This is a genomic window from Rhizobium tumorigenes, assembly GCF_003240565.2.
GTDB classification, from domain to species: domain Bacteria; phylum Pseudomonadota; class Alphaproteobacteria; order Rhizobiales; family Rhizobiaceae; genus Rhizobium; species Rhizobium tumorigenes.
Genome location: NZ_CP117255.1, coordinates 2263233 through 2279367 on the forward strand (window position 1 = coordinate 2263233; position 16135 = coordinate 2279367).

General features: G+C 61.5%; 14 protein-coding genes. 4 read left to right on the top strand and 10 right to left on the bottom strand.

Annotated elements, in window-relative coordinates; translation table 11 throughout:
• The first annotated feature begins 169 nt into the window (after positions 1 to 169).
• Entirely contained in the window at positions 170 to 1078 is a 909-nt protein-coding gene (gene rpoH, locus PR017_RS11165) for an RNA polymerase sigma factor RpoH (RefSeq protein WP_111222501.1), read from the top strand.
• 88 nt (positions 1079 to 1166) lie between these two features.
• On the opposite strand, the gene PR017_RS11170 is transcribed toward rpoH, so the two are convergent.
• The 7 genes from PR017_RS11170 to PR017_RS11200 form a co-directional block, all read right to left on the bottom strand.
• Positions 1167 to 3557 carry a hypothetical protein gene (locus tag PR017_RS11170; RefSeq protein ID WP_111222500.1) on the bottom strand — a complete coding sequence of 797 codons (2391 nt, stop codon included), beginning with the start codon at positions 3555 to 3557 and terminating at the stop codon, positions 1167 to 1169.
• A 60-nt stretch (positions 3558 to 3617) separates the two neighbouring features.
• A complete protein-coding gene (locus tag PR017_RS11175; protein WP_111222499.1) occupies positions 3618 to 4916 on the bottom strand; it encodes an adenylosuccinate synthase in 1299 nt (432 codons plus the stop codon).
• A gap of 232 nt (positions 4917 to 5148) precedes the next feature.
• On the bottom strand, positions 5149 to 5841 hold the full coding sequence (locus tag PR017_RS11180; protein ID WP_111222498.1) for an aspartate/glutamate racemase family protein: 693 nt from the start codon (positions 5839 to 5841) through the stop codon (positions 5149 to 5151).
• 4 nt (positions 5842 to 5845) lie between these two features.
• Complete coding sequence (locus PR017_RS11185; protein ID WP_111222497.1) at positions 5846 to 6688, bottom strand: ABC transporter permease; 843 nt, start codon at positions 6686 to 6688, stop codon at positions 5846 to 5848.
• Position 6689: 1 nt separating this feature from the next.
• Positions 6690 to 7589, bottom strand: coding sequence for an ABC transporter permease (locus PR017_RS11190; protein ID WP_111222496.1), 900 nt, complete (start codon positions 7587 to 7589; stop codon positions 6690 to 6692).
• Between the two features lie 300 nt (positions 7590 to 7889).
• Entirely contained in the window at positions 7890 to 9188 is a 1299-nt protein-coding gene (locus tag PR017_RS11195) for an ABC transporter substrate-binding protein (protein WP_111222494.1), read from the bottom strand.
• 29 nt (positions 9189 to 9217) lie between these two features.
• Positions 9218 to 10294 carry an ABC transporter ATP-binding protein gene (locus PR017_RS11200; RefSeq protein ID WP_111222493.1) on the bottom strand — a complete coding sequence of 359 codons (1077 nt, stop codon included), beginning with the start codon at positions 10292 to 10294 and terminating at the stop codon, positions 9218 to 9220.
• 263 nt (positions 10295 to 10557) lie between these two features.
• Between PR017_RS11200 and PR017_RS11205 the strand changes: the two genes are divergently transcribed.
• Positions 10558 to 11265, top strand: coding sequence for a GntR family transcriptional regulator (locus PR017_RS11205; protein WP_111222492.1), 708 nt, complete (start codon positions 10558 to 10560; stop codon positions 11263 to 11265).
• A gap of 16 nt (positions 11266 to 11281) precedes the next feature.
• Here the strand turns inward: PR017_RS11205 and PR017_RS11210 are convergent, their stop codons facing one another.
• Positions 11282 to 12580 carry an amidohydrolase family protein gene (locus tag PR017_RS11210; RefSeq protein ID WP_111222491.1) on the bottom strand — a complete coding sequence of 433 codons (1299 nt, stop codon included), beginning with the start codon at positions 12578 to 12580 and terminating at the stop codon, positions 11282 to 11284.
• Positions 12581 to 12856: 276 nt separating this feature from the next.
• Here PR017_RS11210 and PR017_RS11215 point away from each other — a divergent pair, with 276 nt between their 5' ends.
• Entirely contained in the window at positions 12857 to 13861 is a 1005-nt protein-coding gene (locus tag PR017_RS11215) for an NAD-dependent epimerase (protein ID WP_111222490.1), read from the top strand.
• A gap of 3 nt (positions 13862 to 13864) precedes the next feature.
• On the opposite strand, the gene rutF is transcribed toward PR017_RS11215, so the two are convergent.
• Together rutF and PR017_RS11225 are read right to left on the bottom strand one after the other, a co-directional pair.
• Positions 13865 to 14404, bottom strand: a complete 540-nt coding sequence (gene rutF / locus PR017_RS11220) for an NADH-dependent FMN reductase RutF (protein WP_374108276.1) — start codon at positions 14402 to 14404, stop codon at positions 13865 to 13867.
• A 185-nt stretch (positions 14405 to 14589) separates the two neighbouring features.
• Positions 14590 to 15486, bottom strand: coding sequence for a DMT family transporter (locus PR017_RS11225; RefSeq protein WP_111222488.1), 897 nt, complete (start codon positions 15484 to 15486; stop codon positions 14590 to 14592).
• A gap of 193 nt (positions 15487 to 15679) precedes the next feature.
• On the opposite strand from PR017_RS11225, the gene PR017_RS11230 reads away from it, so the two are divergent.
• On the top strand, positions 15680 to 16108 hold the full coding sequence (locus PR017_RS11230) for a hypothetical protein (RefSeq protein WP_111222487.1): 429 nt from the start codon (positions 15680 to 15682) through the stop codon (positions 16106 to 16108).
• Positions 16109 to 16135: the final 27 nt, after the last annotated feature.

The following is a 16135-nucleotide window of genomic DNA, read 5'->3' on the forward strand; positions in this document are numbered from 1 at the left end:
GCATCTCACAGGTCACACATGCGTGACACAGTTCTTGAATCCCAGTTTCGTCATACTTATTTATAACTAGACTTAGTGCGGGGTCTGCCAGAACCGCACGTGCTGGCCCGCTTTTCGCCATGTTGAATGGCGTATCGAAGGGGCTGGTTTCCAACAAGGAGGGTGCTTCATGGCCCGCAATAACTTGCCATCCATTACCGCCGGCGAGACCGGCCTCAATCGCTATCTTGACGAGATCCGCAAGTTCCCGATGCTGGAACCGCAGGAAGAGTACATGCTCGCCAAGCGTTATGCCGAGCACGCCGACCGTCAGGCAGCCCATAGGCTTGTCACAAGCCATCTTCGTCTGGTGGCGAAGATTGCCATGGGCTATCGCGGCTACGGCCTGCCGATCGGCGAAGTCGTGTCCGAAGGCAACGTCGGCCTTATGCAGGCCGTCAAGAAGTTCGATCCGGAACGCGGCTTCCGTCTGGCCACCTACGCCATGTGGTGGATCAAGGCCTCGATCCAGGAGTACATTCTGCGCTCGTGGTCACTTGTGAAGATGGGGACGACCGCCAACCAGAAGCGGCTGTTCTTCAACCTTCGCCGCCTCAAGGGCAAGATCCAGGCGATCGACGAAGGCGACCTAAAGCCTCACCAGGTGACCGAGATTGCCACGACGCTGAAAGTGTCCGAGGAGGAGGTCATCTCGATGAACCGCCGCCTTTCGGGCGACGCATCGCTGAATGCGCCGATCAAGGCTGCGGAAGGCGAAGGCGGCCAGTGGCAGGATTGGCTGGTGGACAACCACGAGAGCCAGGAAGCGGTACTGATCGAACAGGACGAACTCGAGACACGTCGCAACATGTTGGCCCGCGCAATGAGCGTGCTCAACGACCGCGAACGCCGTATCTTCGAGGCTCGCCGCTTGTCCGAAGATGCCGTGACCTTGGAAGACCTGTCGTCCGAATTCGACATCAGCCGCGAACGTGTCCGCCAGATCGAAGTGCGCGCCTTTGAAAAGGTCCAGGAGGCTGTCCGCAAGGACGCCCTCGACCGCGCCAAGGGCCTGCGCGTCGTGGAAGCGACAGCATAACCATCCGGTCCGCAGACCGGATGGTTGAAACTGAAAAAGGCGGGCCCGTTCGGACCCGCCTTTTCTGTATCGCTTGGAAATCCGTTCGTTACTGGCCGCTAGGACCGGCAATGGCGGCCCATTCGCCGATTACCTTGTTGAAGGCGTCCGTGCCGGTCGTGCCCTTGTCCATGGTCAAGAGGGCGCGACGGCCGTTGCGGTAGGTGATCGGAATGTCGATCCAGTTGCGGTTGCGCAAGAGGTCAAGATTGGTCTTGCGGGCATCCGGGAAGTCGTTCAGCGCCACCATGTGGAAATCGTCTGTGATCTTGGCCGGCACACCGATCAGCGCATCGCCACGATCCTGCTCGGTCGCCTTCATCGCCACGCGCTGGACGCTGTCGATGGCGCCGCCTTCGAAGTTCGGCGGCAGCGAGAAGACCAGTTCGATCAGATGGCTGGCCGGCAGCGACGGGTCGCTGTTGCGCTTGAACGTCACCAGCGCGGTCATGCCACGCTCAGGCACGTTGATGCTGCCCTGGACAGTCGGAGATGGCTTGCCATCGTCGCCCTTGTCCTCATGGACGCTCCAAGTCACCGTACCTTCGATCGCGGTCGGCGACGTCTGGCCAAGACGTTCTTCGTACAAGAACATCTTCTCACCCGTGCCGACAGTCGCCGTCTGCGTCGCTGCCGGCGGCGTAGCCGTCGGAACCATCGCGGTCGGCTGTGCGGGGGCCGGCGCAGGCGCAGCAGCTGTCGGCGCAGGCGTCGGAGCCTGTGCCGGCGGCGCGGATGCGGGAGCCGGTACGGATGGATTGGCAGCAGCCGCAGCCGGTGGCGGCGTCGCAGCTGCAACATTCTGCTGGGCGATGGACTTGCCCTCGGCGGCGACCGGTCCACCTGGGACAGGAGGCACGCCTGCATCCACCTCGCTGCCATCCGCCATCAGGCGCTGGGTAAATTTGCTGTTGACGGTGTTGCCGTCGTCAACCGGTGGAGTTTCCGGCGTCGTCGGCTTAGTGGCGACAGGCGTGGTCGCTGCCGGTGTTGCGGTCTTGTCTGCAACCGTTGCATTTTTCGGTGCGGAACTCACCAGTCCGGCGACCATCTCGTTGAGCGCGGTACGGTTCATCCAGGCGGCATAACCCCCGCCGGCGACAACAGCGACACCAGCCAGAGTAAGGAGAATACCTGCGACACCAAAGCGGCGGCGCTTCGGCTCCATGCGGTAGCTCTTGCCCTGAAGCCCAGCGACACTGACCTGCCCCAGATCCGACGGTACCGAATCGCTGAAATCGGTTTCGGCGGCGAATTTCTCGTAACCGGAAAGCTCCTTGATCTCGTTCCAGCCGTCCGACTGCCCGGGTTGAGCGGCAGGTTTGGCCACCTTTCCGTGGACATCGGCAAACAGGTCGACATCGTCAAAATCACCGGCAGGCGTCGGCGGGACCTGCTTGACAGGAGCAGCCTCTGCAACGGGAGCAGATTTTACCGGCGGCAGATCGTCGAACGTCGCAGCTTCCCAGGCGACGTGTTCGGCGGCATCCCGCATGCGGGCGGCGGGATGTTCTTCAGCCGCAAAGCCCACATCCGGCGGATAGTGAACGGGAATAGCCGTTGGTGCCGGCTGTCCGCCCGGAGCCGGCGCTGGCCACTCATGATGCGGCGCGCCAGCGTCCTCTGGTTCCGGGGTTGCGGTTTTCGCCCAGACGTCGTCGAAATGGCCGGCATTGTCCGAATGAGCGGGATCGCTATGGGTCTCGGTGATGCCGTAGCCGGTGTGGTCGGCCGCATCCAGATCCGGCGCCGGCTCGTGGACCTCGCGTGGGACCTCGTCGACGGAAGAGGAGTGATATGCCTCCGGCTCCGGCTGCCATTCGGCATGCACGGGCTCCACGGCAACCGGCTCGACCTGCTCACGATAACGCTCGTGCTCGGGCGCTTCGTAAACGGCCTCCAGCGCTTCCAGAGGCTGCGGCTCTTTATCCGCCTGCCATTCATCTTCGGCGCGCCAATTATCGTCGACGGTCGGAGAGGTGTCCGGATGAGCACTCTCTTCTAAGTGGTGCACCTCGGCAACCGCGACGGGCGCCGGTTCCTCGATATCTACAGGCTCTTCATGTATCGCTGCTGCCGGCTCTGACTGCACCGCCGGTACTGGTACTGGTACTGGCTCTGGCTCTGGAACATGCTCCGCCACCGGTTCCGGCTGCTGATAGGCCTCGGCCGGCTGGGCGTGAAATTCCTCCGCAGCAGCTTCCTCGGCGATTGCAGGCGGCACTCCGGCTTCGGCATGCTCTGCCTCGACGTCGCGAATGGCGGCTTCGAGTTTCTCGAGCTGGCGCTGCAGCATCGTCTCCGGCGGTCGCGGCTTCATGCTTTCCAGCTGGCGCTGTACGGCACCGCGAGCGCGGGCATAAACTTTCACCCGCATTTCGGGTGTATTGTCGGACAAGCCATCTACGGCACGTCGGATGACTGCTACAAAATCCGCCATCAGTACTTTCTCGTGATGTCCAGCAGTAAGGCCGAACAGCGTTTTATCGTTGGCGCGACATTAATCCTCAAACGGATCAGTCACAAGTATGGTGTCGTCGCGCTCCGGGCTGGTCGAAAGAAGCGCTACCGGGGCACCGATCAGCTCTTCAACCTGTCGCACATATTTGATTGCCTGAGCTGGCAGGTCGGCCCATTTGCGGGCGCCGACGGTCGATTCTTTCCAACCCTCGAGCGTAATATAAACCGGCTCGACCCGGGCTTGCGCACCCTGGCTTGCCGGCAGGTGGTCGATCTGCACGCCGTCGAGCATGTAACCGACGCAGATCTTCAGTTCTTCCAGTCCATCCAGCACGTCTAGCTTGGTCAGAGCGATGCCGGTAATGCCGTTGGTGGCGACCGACTGGCGCACCAGCGCCGCGTCGAACCAGCCACATCGACGTTTACGCCCGGTAACTGTGCCGAATTCATGACCTTTCTCACCGAGAAACTGGCCAATCTCGTCTGTCAGCTCCGTCGGGAACGGCCCTTCGCCAACGCGGGTGGTGTAGGCCTTGGTGATGCCGAGGATATAACCGAGCGATCCCGGCCCCATGCCGGAACCGGCCGACGCCTGCCCTGCAACGGTGTTCGACGATGTCACGAAGGGATAGGTGCCGTGGTCGATATCGAGCAGTGACCCCTGTGCGCCCTCGAACAGGATACGCGCACCCCGGCGACGCTCCTTGTCGAGAAGAAGCCAGACGGTCTCGCGGAACGGCAGCACACGGTCGGCGACCGATGTCAGTTCTTCCATGATGGTCTCATGGCTGACCTCGGCAACACCGAGACCGCGACGTAGCGCGTTGTGGTGCGTCAGGATACGGTCGACCTTGGCCGGGAGGCTTTCGAGATCGGCAAGATCCATGAAGCGGATCGACCGGCGGCCGACCTTGTCTTCGTAGGCAGGGCCGATGCCGCGACGTGTGGTCCCGATCTTGGTGCCGCTGTTGCTGGCAGCATCTTCGCGCAGCGCATCGAGTTCGCGGTGCAGCGACAGGATCAATGTGGCATTATCGGCAACGCGCAGGTTTTCAGGGGTGATCTTGACGCCCTGGACCGCGAGCCTGTCGATTTCGGCCAGCAGCGCATGCGGATCGACGACGACGCCATTGCCGATGACGCCCATCTTGCCCGGCCGCACGACGCCGGAAGGCAGCAGCGACAGCTTGTAGCTGATGCCGTCGATGACGAGTGTATGGCCGGCATTGTGGCCGCCCTGGAAGCGGACAACGATGTCCGCGCGCTCCGAAAGCCAGTCGACAATCTTGCCCTTGCCTTCGTCACCCCATTGCGAACCGATCACGACCACGTTCGTCATTTGTCTCTTCCTGCTTCCTGCGCAAAGATGCGCCTTGCCCAAACCCGCGCATCTATAAAGCGTTGCTTTTCGGAAAGCGACCCCGTTGTCGGCGGAGATCGCGCTTTTGCAGGGCAAATCAAGCGGAACGACAACAGCCGGCTAGCGACCTCGCCGTGTCTTTGGCCAGTGAGGGGGATGACGGGACCGACGGAACTCTGGAACAGGGCTTGAAGCTGGGGAACGGTTCCGCTCACGCAACCTTGCGGAACGGACCGGCCTGCGAGGTCTGCAGCCCCAGTGCATGCAGCATTTCGGCAAGTTTTACGGCCGCAGCCACACCGTCGACCACGGGCACGCCGTGTTCGAGGCTAAGCTGCCGGGCAAGATCCGCCATGCCGGCGCAACCAAGCACGATGGCATCGGCATCGTCCGTCGCCAATGCGGTTGCAATCTCGAGGGAGATGGTGCGACAGGCATCGGAGCCTTCACGCTCGAGTTCCAGCACCGGCACTTCGGAAGCCCTCACCCGGGCACATCGGAGACTGAAACCGTAGGCACGAACATTGTCCTCGATGACAGGCACCGACACGGACAGCGTCGTCACGACGCTAAATTTCGACGCAACCAGCGTGGCTGCATGAAAGGCCGCCTCGCCGATGCCGATCACCGGCCGCGCAGTTCGCCTGCGCGCCTCGTAGAGCCCGGTATCGTCGAAGCAGGCGATGATGACGGCGTCGAAATCCTCGACGTTGGACCGCTCGATTTCATAAAGCAGCCCAGGCAAGGCCGCCTCACCGTCCTCCGGTCCCTGAATGCTGACGGGGCCGATGACGGGATTGCGGGCAACGACTTCCGTCCCCGGGCTTGCAACCGCTCGCGCCGCGATGCCGATCTTGTCCGTCATCGAGGCCGTCGTGTTCGGGTTGATCACCAGGATCCGCATGCGCTCAGACCCCCTTGCCGGCATCCGAACCCACGGCAGCGCGCCGCCGGCTGACATACATGCCGATGCCGACGCAGGAGAGGATGATGGTGAAGGAAAACAGCGTCGTCACCGTGCCGAGCGCATAGAGAACCGGCGTGGTGACATTGGTGGTCATCCCATAGATCTCCAGCGGCAGCGTATTGAACGAGCCCGACGTCATCAGCGTCCGGGCAAACTCGTCGTAGGACAGCGAGAAGCCAAACAGCCCGACGCCGATCAGGCTGGGCGCGATCATCGGCAGCACGACATGGCGGAACGTCTGCCAGGAGTTGGCGCCGAGGTCGCGCGCCGCTTCCTCATACGATGGCGAAAAACGGTTGAAGACGGCAAACATGATCAGCACACCGAACGGCAGCGTCCAGGTCAGGTGTGCGCCGAAGGCCGAGGAGTACCAGGCAGGCGCAAATCCGAATTGCTGGAAGACGACGCCGATGCCGAGCGAGATAATGATCGACGGCACCACGAGGCTGGCGACCGTCCCATAGAACACGAGCGAGGCGCCACGGAACTTGCGCCGGAAGGCAAGGCCAGCCAGCAGCGACACTACCACAGTCACAACCATCACCATAAGGCCGAGCAGGAAGGACCGCTGGAAAGCGGCGCCGAAATCGCCGACCGACTGCTTTTCGAACAGGTTTGCAAACCAGTGGAACGACACGCCGTTGAGCGGAAATGTCAGCCCGCCGTCGGGACCCTGAAAGGACAGGATGAAGATTGCCGAAAACGGCCCGTAGAGGAACAACACGAACAGGATGAAGAAGGCGGTGAGCACGTAGAACTCGAGAGGGCGTTTGTCGGCGTTCATCTCAAAGCTCCTTGCGGATATCGACGACGCGCAGGATGGCGGCAACCATCAGCAGCACGAGGACCAGCAGCACCACGGCGTTGGCGGCAGCGGCCGGATACTGCAGCAACGACATCTGGTTCTTCATCATCAGCGCCACCGAGGCGCTCTGGCCGCCGGACATCACCTGCACGGTGGAGAAGTCCGCCATGACCAGCGTCACCACGAAAATCGAGCCGATGGCGATGCCGGGCTTGGCGAGCGGGATCACGACGTTCCAGAGGATCTGCCAGCCGGTCGCCCCGGCATCGCGGGCCGCTTCGAACAGCGAGCGATCGATCCGCATCAGCGTGTTGAAGATCGGCGTCACCATGAACAGCGTGTAGAGATGGACCATGGCGAGCACCACGGCGAAATCGGAATAGAGCAGCCACTCGATGGGCTTTGGAATGATACCGGCACTGATCAGCGCCGAATTGATCAGCCCGTTTCGCCCGAGCACCGGGATCCAGGAGATCATGCGGATGATGTTGGACGTCAGGAACGGTACCGTGCAGATGAGAAACAGCACCATCTGCGTCGATGGCTTGCGTATATGGAACGCGAGGTAATAGGCGACCCAGAACCCGATGAACAGGGTGATCGCCCAGACGATCAGCATGAATTCGATGGTGTGGAGATAGGTCTTCCAGGTGACCCACGATTCAAGACTGTCCGAATAGTTGGTAAGCAACATCGCCGGATAGATGCCGGCAAAATCATAGTCCCAGAAACTGACGACAGCGATCATCAGGATCGGAAGGATGAAAAAGAAGCCGAGAATGGCAAGCAGCGGCAGCGCCTGGAGATAGGACACGAGACCGAGCGGTATCGTCAGGCTGCGTTTCAGCGGTTTGCCCGCCTGTGTCGTTGCTGATGCCATGAAGTGCACTCCGCCAGAGATAGTTTTTTCGTGTTGGTCGCGGCAACCTATCCAACCTCATCCCTGTGCTCGTCACAGGGATCCAGCCACGGCGCGTCTGCGCCGTGAATGACCCTTGCCGTCAAGCGGCGGAGTCCTTCGCGCCCACAGACGTGGTCGCACTGGATTCCTGTGACGAGCACAGGAATGAGGGAGGAGAGTGTAGTGCCAAACCCGCCTTATCAGTTCGAGGGGGCATGGAACCTGAATGCCCCCTCCTTTCATGCAGCCTTCTCCCCCAAGGGGAGGTGAAAAGGTGCCTTACGCAGCGATGAATTCGTTCCAGCGCTTTACCATGTAGCGGTCTTCGTCCATGACCGAGTTCCAGCAGGCGACGTGGCCCATGCGTTCTTCGAACGACCCGCCGTCGCGGACTGCGCCGGCCTTTTCCATGACCTTGCCTTCAGGCGACATGATATCGCCCTGTGCCGGCTTGCCCTCGATCCAGTAGCCCCACTCGTCGGCTGTCATGAAATTCTTGGCGGTATCCATGCAGGCGGAGTAGTAGCCTTGGCGGTTGAGGTAGCCGCCGACCCAGCCGGACGTGTACCAGTTGATGTACTCGTAGGCCGCGTCGAGCTCGGCGCCCTTCAGGTGCTTGGCAAGGCCGAGACCGCCACCCCATGAGCGATAGCCTTCCTTCAGCGGCTGGAACTTGCAGGCGATGCCCTTGGAGCGCACCGCGGCAACGGCCGGCGACCACATCGACTGGATGACGACTTCGCCCGATGCCATCAGGTTGACGCTCTCGTCGAAGGACTTCCAGAAAGCGCGGAACTGGCCGGCCTGCTTGGTCTTGATCAGGAAGTCGATCGTCTTGTCGATCTCCGCCTTGGTCATGTTGCCCTTGTCGGCATATTTCAGCTGGCCGGAGGCTTCCATGATCATGGCAGCGTCCATGATCCCGATCGAGGGGATGTTGAGGATCGCCGTCTTGCCCTTGAAGGCAGGATCGAGGATGTCGGCCCAGGAAGTGATGTCGCGACCGACGAGGTCCGGCCGGATACCGAGCGTGTCGGCATTGTAGATGGTCGGAACCATCGTCATCCATTCCGTCGGCGTCTTCGAGAACTTCTTGGAGTCCTGGCTGTCGACGAAGCCAACCGTGTGCGGCGCCGTGCCCTGGGCGATGACGCTGTCCGGCTTCAGCTTGCCGTCGATGAAGAGCGGTACGATCTTGTCGTAGTACTTCAGCTTCTTGGTGTTCATCGGCTGCATCACGCCGGCCGGGTAGACCTTCTTGGCGATCCAGTATTCGATATCGGCGATGTCGTAGGAGTTCGGCTGGGTGACGGCGCGCTGGGCGGCAGCGTCGGAATCCGTTGCCGTCATCTGCAGCGTGATGCCGAGGTCGGCCTTGCACTTGTCGGCAATGGCGTTGAGGTTCGATACGCCGGTGCCGAACTGGCGCAGCGTGATCGGGTTCTGAGCCCAGATTGTCGGGAAACCGGTAACGAGGCCGGAGCCGACGACGGCGCCGAGCCCGGCAGCGCCGGTCTTCAGGAGATTACGGCGGGAAATACCCTTGGCCGGCTTGGTAGACTTTGTGTCCTTGGTCATGCTCAGTTCCCCTTCAGGTGGTTGATGGATCAGGCGCGGCCGAGGAGGACTGCATCCTCCAGGGCCCAGCTCAGTGACAGTGCATCGCCGACCGAAACCGGCTTGGCGAAATAATCGGTGTCGCGAATGATCGCGGTGAAGTCTTCGCTGCCGGCGCCGATAACGGTGATTTTCACGGTTGCGCCGCGATATTCGACGTTGGAAACGATGCCATTGAAGCCAAGCCCCTTTTGCGATGGCTCTGCGAGGCGAACCCGGTCCGTGCGGATACCGATATCCACAGGCGCGCCGACTTCCGTCTGGCCGCGAACGGAAAATGTCTGGCCCTCAGGCGCTTCCAGCGTCACGACGCCGTCCTGGCTATGGGTTGCGCGACCTGAGAGAACATTGTGATCGCCCATAAAGCGAGCAACGAAGGCGGTGGCGGGCCGCTCGAAGACCTCGCGCGCAGAGGCTGCCTGCTCGATGCGGCCGTTGTTCATCACCACGATCAGGTCCGAGAGGGCCATCGCCTCTTCCTGGCTATGGGTGACATGGACGAAGGTGATGCCCAGCGTCTTCTGCAGCTTCTTTAACTCGGCACGCATGCGAATTTTCAGGAACGGATCGAGCGCCGACAACGGCTCGTCGAGCAGCAACGCTTCCGGATCGGTGATCAATGCGCGAGCCAGCGCCACACGCTGCTGCTGGCCGCCGGAGAGTTGCGCCGGACGCCGGGTAGCGTAAGGCTCCATCTGCATCAGCGTCAGCATCTCGAGCGCCTTGGCCTGACGCGCCTGCTTGTCGACGCCCTTCATCTTCAGGCTGAAAGCGACGTTGTCGATGAGATCGAGATGCGGAAATAGCGCGTAGCTCTGGAACATCATCGCCGTGCCGCGCTCGGCCGGACGGGCGTGGGTGATCTGGCTTTCGGAAAGAACGACATCGCCGCCGGAAACACTTTCATGGCCGGCCGCCATGCGAAGAGTCGAAGACTTGCCGCAGCCCGACGGACCCAGCAGGCAGCAATAGGTGCCAGCCGGCACTTTCAGATCGATCGCGTCGACGGCAACCGTGCCACCGTAACGCTTGGTCAGCCTGATAAGTTCTAGATCGCCCTTAGCCATCGGCCCCTCTTCCACTTCTTCACAGAAAAAGGGATTGCAAGGCCCATGCCAAATCTTAAATATTGATTAACATATTGAAATCATTGAATTCGAAGATAAGCAGCCAAGCGTAGCATCGGGAATCTGCCCATTTATTAGATGCGGCAGATTCAGCAGATGCACACAACGTAAGCAAATATTGTATACAAAACTCACATGGTATTGGACGCAATAATCAGTTATGCTCTCGGCCAAGATCAATACTCGGATTTCGGCACCGCGCCATGTTTGAAAGATCCATCAGGGCCAGAGCGGCGGGGCAACCGCCCGTGCAACAGTCGCCGGTTTATCTCGGCATTCGCAGTGCCATTCTCGGCCACAGCGTGGCGCCCGGAATGAAGCTGCCGGAAGACGAGTTGGCCGAGATCTACTCTGTCAGCCGCACCGTGATACGCGCAGCCCTGCAGGCACTGGCGCTCGACCATCTCGTGACGCTCGAAGTCAATCGCGGCGCTTTCGTCGCCAAGCCGACACGGCTGGAGGCCCGGGAGGTTTTCGAGGCCCGTGCGTTGCTGGAGCCGAAAGTCGCCGCCATGGCTGCCGAGATCGCCAAGCCGGCCGACATCGTCCTGCTGCAGCGCCACATCGCCGAGGAACATGCGGCGGTCGCCGCCGGGCGGGACGGCGAAGCGGTCCAGCTCTCCGGCCAGTTCCATGTGGCCATCGCCGAAATTGCCAATCATTCTATCTACATAGACTTCGTCCGCAGGCTTTGCTCACGCTCATCGCTGATCGTCGCCCTCTACTGGCGCCGCCGCGACGCCATCTGCGAGCACCACGCTCACCATGCGCTGGTCAATGCGATCGCCAGCAACAAGCCAAAGGACGCGTCCGAGTTGATGGTCAGCCATCTCGTCGACCTGTTTTCGGGCCTCGATTTGTCAGAGCGCGAGCCCGGTTCCCGCCGCCTCGCGGAGATCCTTAAGGCGTGACCGACACTGCTTCGCTTCAATGCTCGCTGGCAACCGGCGCGTAGGCAGCAGGATCGACGAAATCGGGCCGCCCGTCGAGCGACACCCTCGCGCCTCTCGCGGGCGTCTCGCTGATCACCTTGCCACGACGCACGACGAACAAACGCGTTGCGCGCAGCCGGATTGCCTCGATCGGGTCTTTCGCCTGCAGCACCACCAGATCGCCGTTGCAGCCGACATCGAGACCATAGCCTTCCAGCCCCATCAGTTTGGCGGGATTTCTGGTGACCGCGTCGAAACAGAACCGCATTGCCTCGCGAGCCGACAGCTGCCCGACATGCAGGCCCATATGCGCGACATCGAGCATGTCGCCGCTGCCGAGCGAATACCACGGGTCCATGCAGCAATCCTGGCCGAAGGCGATGTTGATGCCGTGCTCGCGCATCTCCTTCACCCGTGTCATGCCACGCCGCTTCGGGTAGCTGTCGTGGCGCCCCTGCAGCATTATGTTGATCAGCGGGTTGGCGACCACCTGAACATCCGCCTCGGCTATCAGCGGCAGCAGCTTCGACACGTAATAATTGTCCATCGAATGCATCGAAGTCAGGTGTGAGCCGGTCGCGCGGCCTTGCAGTCCCAGCCGCTGCGTCTCACAGGCAAGCGTCTCGATATGCCGCGAAAGCGGATCGTCCGTTTCGTCGCAATGCAGGTCGACGCGCAGGCCCCGCCTCGCAGCAATCTCGCAAAGCGCCCGCACCGAACGCGCGCCGTCTTCCATCGTCCGCTCGAAATGCGGAATGCCTCCAACGAGGTCGACACCGAGATCCAGCGCCCGCTCAAGATTGGCGGCAGCCGTCGGCGAACGGTAATATCCATCCTGCGGAAAGGCGACGAGTTGCAAATCGAGATAGGGCGCGACCGCCTTCTTCACATGTAGCAGCGCCTCGACAGCCAGAAGCCGGTCGTCGCAGATATCGACATGGGTCCGCACCGCGAGCAGCCCTTGCGATACAGCGAGGTCGCAATAGCGCAATGCCCGCTCGACCACCGCCTCCTGCGTCAGCAACGGCTTCAGTTCGCCCCACAGCGCGATGCCTTCGAGGAGTGTACCGGACGTATTCAAGCGCGGCAGGCCGAGCGACAGGGTGGCATCCATGTGAAAATGGCAATCCACGAAAGGGCTCGAGACCAGCTGGCCTCCGGCATCGATTTCGCGCCTGGCGTTCGCAGCGATCTTCGGTTCGATTGCAGCGATCCTGCCGCCGGCGATGCCGATGTCGATTTCCGTGCGGCCATCCGCAAGCGTTGCGTTTCGGATGAGTAGATCGAACGTCATGAACCGGCCCCTTGCTCGACAGGCGCTGCGCCTGCGCGTGACGGATTTTTAGCATGCCGACACCACATGCCAACCGCTGAATGCGCGGAACAACATGGACGGGCTGTATTTTTTTCACACGAGAGTCAAAGCCAAGCGACGCCTCCGAGCTATAGGCGGCGGCGGAAACGCTGTGTATAAGCGCAGGCAATCAACTGCTCCTGAAAGCCGGGACCGCTCTAGCACGCTCCCGAAGCGTTGACCGGGTGCGCCCGGCGCCATCACGAAGGACCTGACATGCGCTACCTGATCACCGGCACCGGTGGCTTCATCGGATTCCATCTCGCCAAGCGACTGCTTGACGAAGGCAATTTCGTTGTCGGCTTCGACGGCATGACTCCGTATTACGATGTCGCGTTGAAGGAAAAGCGGCACGCTATCCTCGCGCGCTCGAACGGCTTCAAGCCGGTCATCGCCATGCTGGAGGACAAGGCGGCGCTTGATCGGGCTGCCGAGCTGGCAGAGCCTGACGTCATCGTCCACCTCGCCGCCCAGGCCGGTGTTCGCTACAGCCTCGAAAATCCGAAATCCTATGTCGATTCCAACGTCACCGGCTCGTTCAACATTCTCGAACTCGCCCGCGCCATCAAGCCGAAGCATGTCCTGCTTGCCTCGACCTCATCGGTCTACGGCGCCAACGAGAAGATGCCGTTTGCCGAAAGCGACAAGGCCGACGAGCAGATGACGATCTACGCCGCGACGAAGAAAAGCATGGAGCTGATGGCCCACAGCTACGCCCATCTCTTCGACATCCCGACAACAGCATTCCGCTTCTTCACCGTCTACGGCCCCTGGGGCCGGCCGGACATGGCGCTGTTCAAGTTCGTCGACGCCATTAGGAACGATCGCCCGCTCGATATCTATGGCGAAGGCCGGATGAGCCGCGACTTCACCTATATCGACGACCTCGTCGAAGGCATCGTCCGCCTGATCGCGGTACCACCAGCGGAGGCGAACCGCATCGTCTCCGATACCGTCATCGATTCGCTGTCGAGCACCGCTCCCTTCCGGATCGTCAACATCGGCGGCGGCGCACCGGTCGAGCTGATGCACTACGTCGAGACGATAGAGGCGGCACTTGGCAAGAAGGGCATCCGCAACATGCTGCCGATGCAGCCGGGCGACGTGCATCATACCTACGCAGAACCCGGCCTGCTCGTCGCCCTGACCGGCTACAAGCCGGAGCTGGGCGTCGAGGAAGGTGTCAGGCGGTTCGTCAAATGGTATCTCGAAAACTACTGAGGGTCAGCCGGCCGTGTGATAATTTCGGTCGAAATAGACGAGGCCCTGCCCGCCATCGCGCCGACGGATCGCCTCGACTTCGCACATCAGCACTTCGTGGGTACCGACCTCTGCGCGCTGGGCGATCCGGCAGTCGAACGACACGAGCGCGTCCTCGAGCGCCGGCGAGCCGGTGACCAGTTCCGACCACTCGGCAGCTGCAAAGCGCTCGGCAACCGGCGTCTTGCCGCCGAAGAGGCGCGACAGATCCTGATGGCTTTCCGACAGGACATTGACGCAGAGCACGCCATTGGCAGCGACAGCCGGATAGACGGAGGCATTGCGGTTCAGGCACACCAGAAGCGTCGGCGGGCTGTCCGTGACGCTGCAAACTGCAGTCGCGGCAAATCCGGCGAGACCTCCCGGACCGTTGCTGGTGACGATATTGACGGCTGCCGCCATGCGCGCCATGGCATCGCGGAAAGTGAGCCGCAGCGCTTCGGCATCAGCCACGGGTATCTTCTGGTCGGTGGCTGCAGACGTTTTCATGTTCATCCCCATAATTTCATGCGGCAGGTGCTGTCCCGGGCCGCAAACTAGACGCCGGACCAGTGCGTCTCAAGCAAAAGCATTTCGCCCGACGGCGGGCAAGAGACAATACATTCCCCCAAATCGGCTATCGTCAACCGCCTACTTCGAAAAATGTTGCGATGCACAATGTCGATGACGGCTTTGACGCCTTCCAGTTCTCAGCCTGGATTGACGACCATCGGCACCCGGTTGCGCCGGACCTCCGTGAAAATATGGCCGAACAATGCGACAAGCACGATCGGTCCGCCGATCATCGTCGCGCTCGATGGCGTCTCGCTGAAGAATATCCACACCCACAGCGGCGTCAACGGCACCTCGAGCGCGGTCAGCAGGCTGGCATCGGCAGCGGGAATAAGACGGGATCCGAATGTATAGAGGCTTAGCCCGAGCGCATTCTGGAGCAATCCGAAGGCGACGATCAACCCGGCATCGCTCGCCGAGACAGACGATGGCGATGCGAACCAGAAACACACCAGCGAGCACAGCCACCCGGATGCAGCCATGGCCGGCAACATCGGCACGTCGCGGTGGCGGCGCATGACGACTGCAAGTCCGGCCACCATCAGCGTCATGATCGCCGCAAGGGCGCGCCCGAACCAGCCTCCGCCACCGGCGCTATTGCCCGTCAGCATCACCAGGACCCCGGCCAGCGCCACTCCGGCAGCAACCATCGTCGCGACACTGGGGCGCTCGTGGATATACAGGAAGGCGACGCCGGCGGTGATGAAGGGCACCGTGGCGTAGATCACCATCGAATCGGCGACGGAGGTGTAATAGATGGAGCCGATGCCGCTAATCATCGCGGCAGTCGACAAAAACATTGCGGCAAACGACGGTCCGCGCATGGCCCCGATGATCCGCCAGGCGCCACCACGTTCGATGAACAGGAAAAGCAGGAATACCCCGCCGCCCGAGACGATGCCACGATAGAAAAGGATGGTCATCAGATCGGCGTGGATTGCCCGCATGAACAGCCCTGCCGACGACCAGGCCAGCGCAGAAAGCGCCACATAGAGGACGCCCAGGCGATATTGGCTCTGCTCGGCAAGCGTCACGACGATTCCCCCTGGACTTGAAGGCTGACCATTAGCGAGCTAGGCAACCACCTGCAAGCAGGCGTTGCGCCCTTTGGGATAACGGAACACATAACGGCGATTGGTGGCCCAACCGCCACTGGTGGCCGCCGTTCTCCTCCATGTCCACGCAAGGCTTTTCATGGTCTTATCGGCAGCGATTCGGGAGATTGGTATGAATGCTTTGATGGCTGGGCTTTTGGCATGTGGCTGCGTCAGCCTGATCGACGCTCCCCTCTGGCCGCCTGCCAGCGACTACATCAACGCCGCCGTCGATTGCCGCCAGAGCAGCAATGCGACAGGGTGTGAAAGCGCACGCAAAAGCTGGACCGGCGATTTCAACGATGCAATTGCCGGCAAAAATGAGGCGCAAACCACTATCGCCACGTGCTTCAGCACCGGTTGCGATGGCGCGATCAGGCCCGACCCAATGCTCGGCTGCGCCTGGCGGAAGGTGGCGATGAGGGCAGCCCACGGGCAGGCCGACGCACGCGACGCAGCAGGCCTGAAGCAATATTGCAGCCAGCCCTATCTAGACGTGGCCGGCCAGCACGCGGCCGACGAAGAGGCCCTCGCCCTCCAGCAAATGTTGAGCGCAAAGTAGACGTGGCTCGCGCCGGCGCAACGTCCT

Coding starts and splice junctions, on each gene's coding strand:
- rpoH (WP_111222501.1), top strand. CDS start 170: ATGGCCCGCAATAACTTGCCATCCATTACCGCCGGCGAGACCGGCCTC.
- PR017_RS11170 (WP_111222500.1), bottom strand. CDS start 3,557: ATGGCGGATTTTGTAGCAGTCATCCGACGTGCCGTAGATGGCTTGTCC.
- PR017_RS11175 (WP_111222499.1), bottom strand. CDS start 4,916: ATGACGAACGTGGTCGTGATCGGTTCGCAATGGGGTGACGAAGGCAAG.
- PR017_RS11180 (WP_111222498.1), bottom strand. CDS start 5,841: ATGCGGATCCTGGTGATCAACCCGAACACGACGGCCTCGATGACGGAC.
- PR017_RS11185 (WP_111222497.1), bottom strand. CDS start 6,688: ATGAACGCCGACAAACGCCCTCTCGAGTTCTACGTGCTCACCGCCTTC.
- PR017_RS11190 (WP_111222496.1), bottom strand. CDS start 7,589: ATGGCATCAGCAACGACACAGGCGGGCAAACCGCTGAAACGCAGCCTG.
- PR017_RS11195 (WP_111222494.1), bottom strand. CDS start 9,188: ATGACCAAGGACACAAAGTCTACCAAGCCGGCCAAGGGTATTTCCCGC.
- PR017_RS11200 (WP_111222493.1), bottom strand. CDS start 10,294: ATGGCTAAGGGCGATCTAGAACTTATCAGGCTGACCAAGCGTTACGGT.
- PR017_RS11205 (WP_111222492.1), top strand. CDS start 10,558: ATGTTTGAAAGATCCATCAGGGCCAGAGCGGCGGGGCAACCGCCCGTG.
- PR017_RS11210 (WP_111222491.1), bottom strand. CDS start 12,580: ATGACGTTCGATCTACTCATCCGAAACGCAACGCTTGCGGATGGCCGC.
- PR017_RS11215 (WP_111222490.1), top strand. CDS start 12,857: ATGCGCTACCTGATCACCGGCACCGGTGGCTTCATCGGATTCCATCTC.
- PR017_RS11230 (WP_111222487.1), top strand. CDS start 15,680: ATGAATGCTTTGATGGCTGGGCTTTTGGCATGTGGCTGCGTCAGCCTG.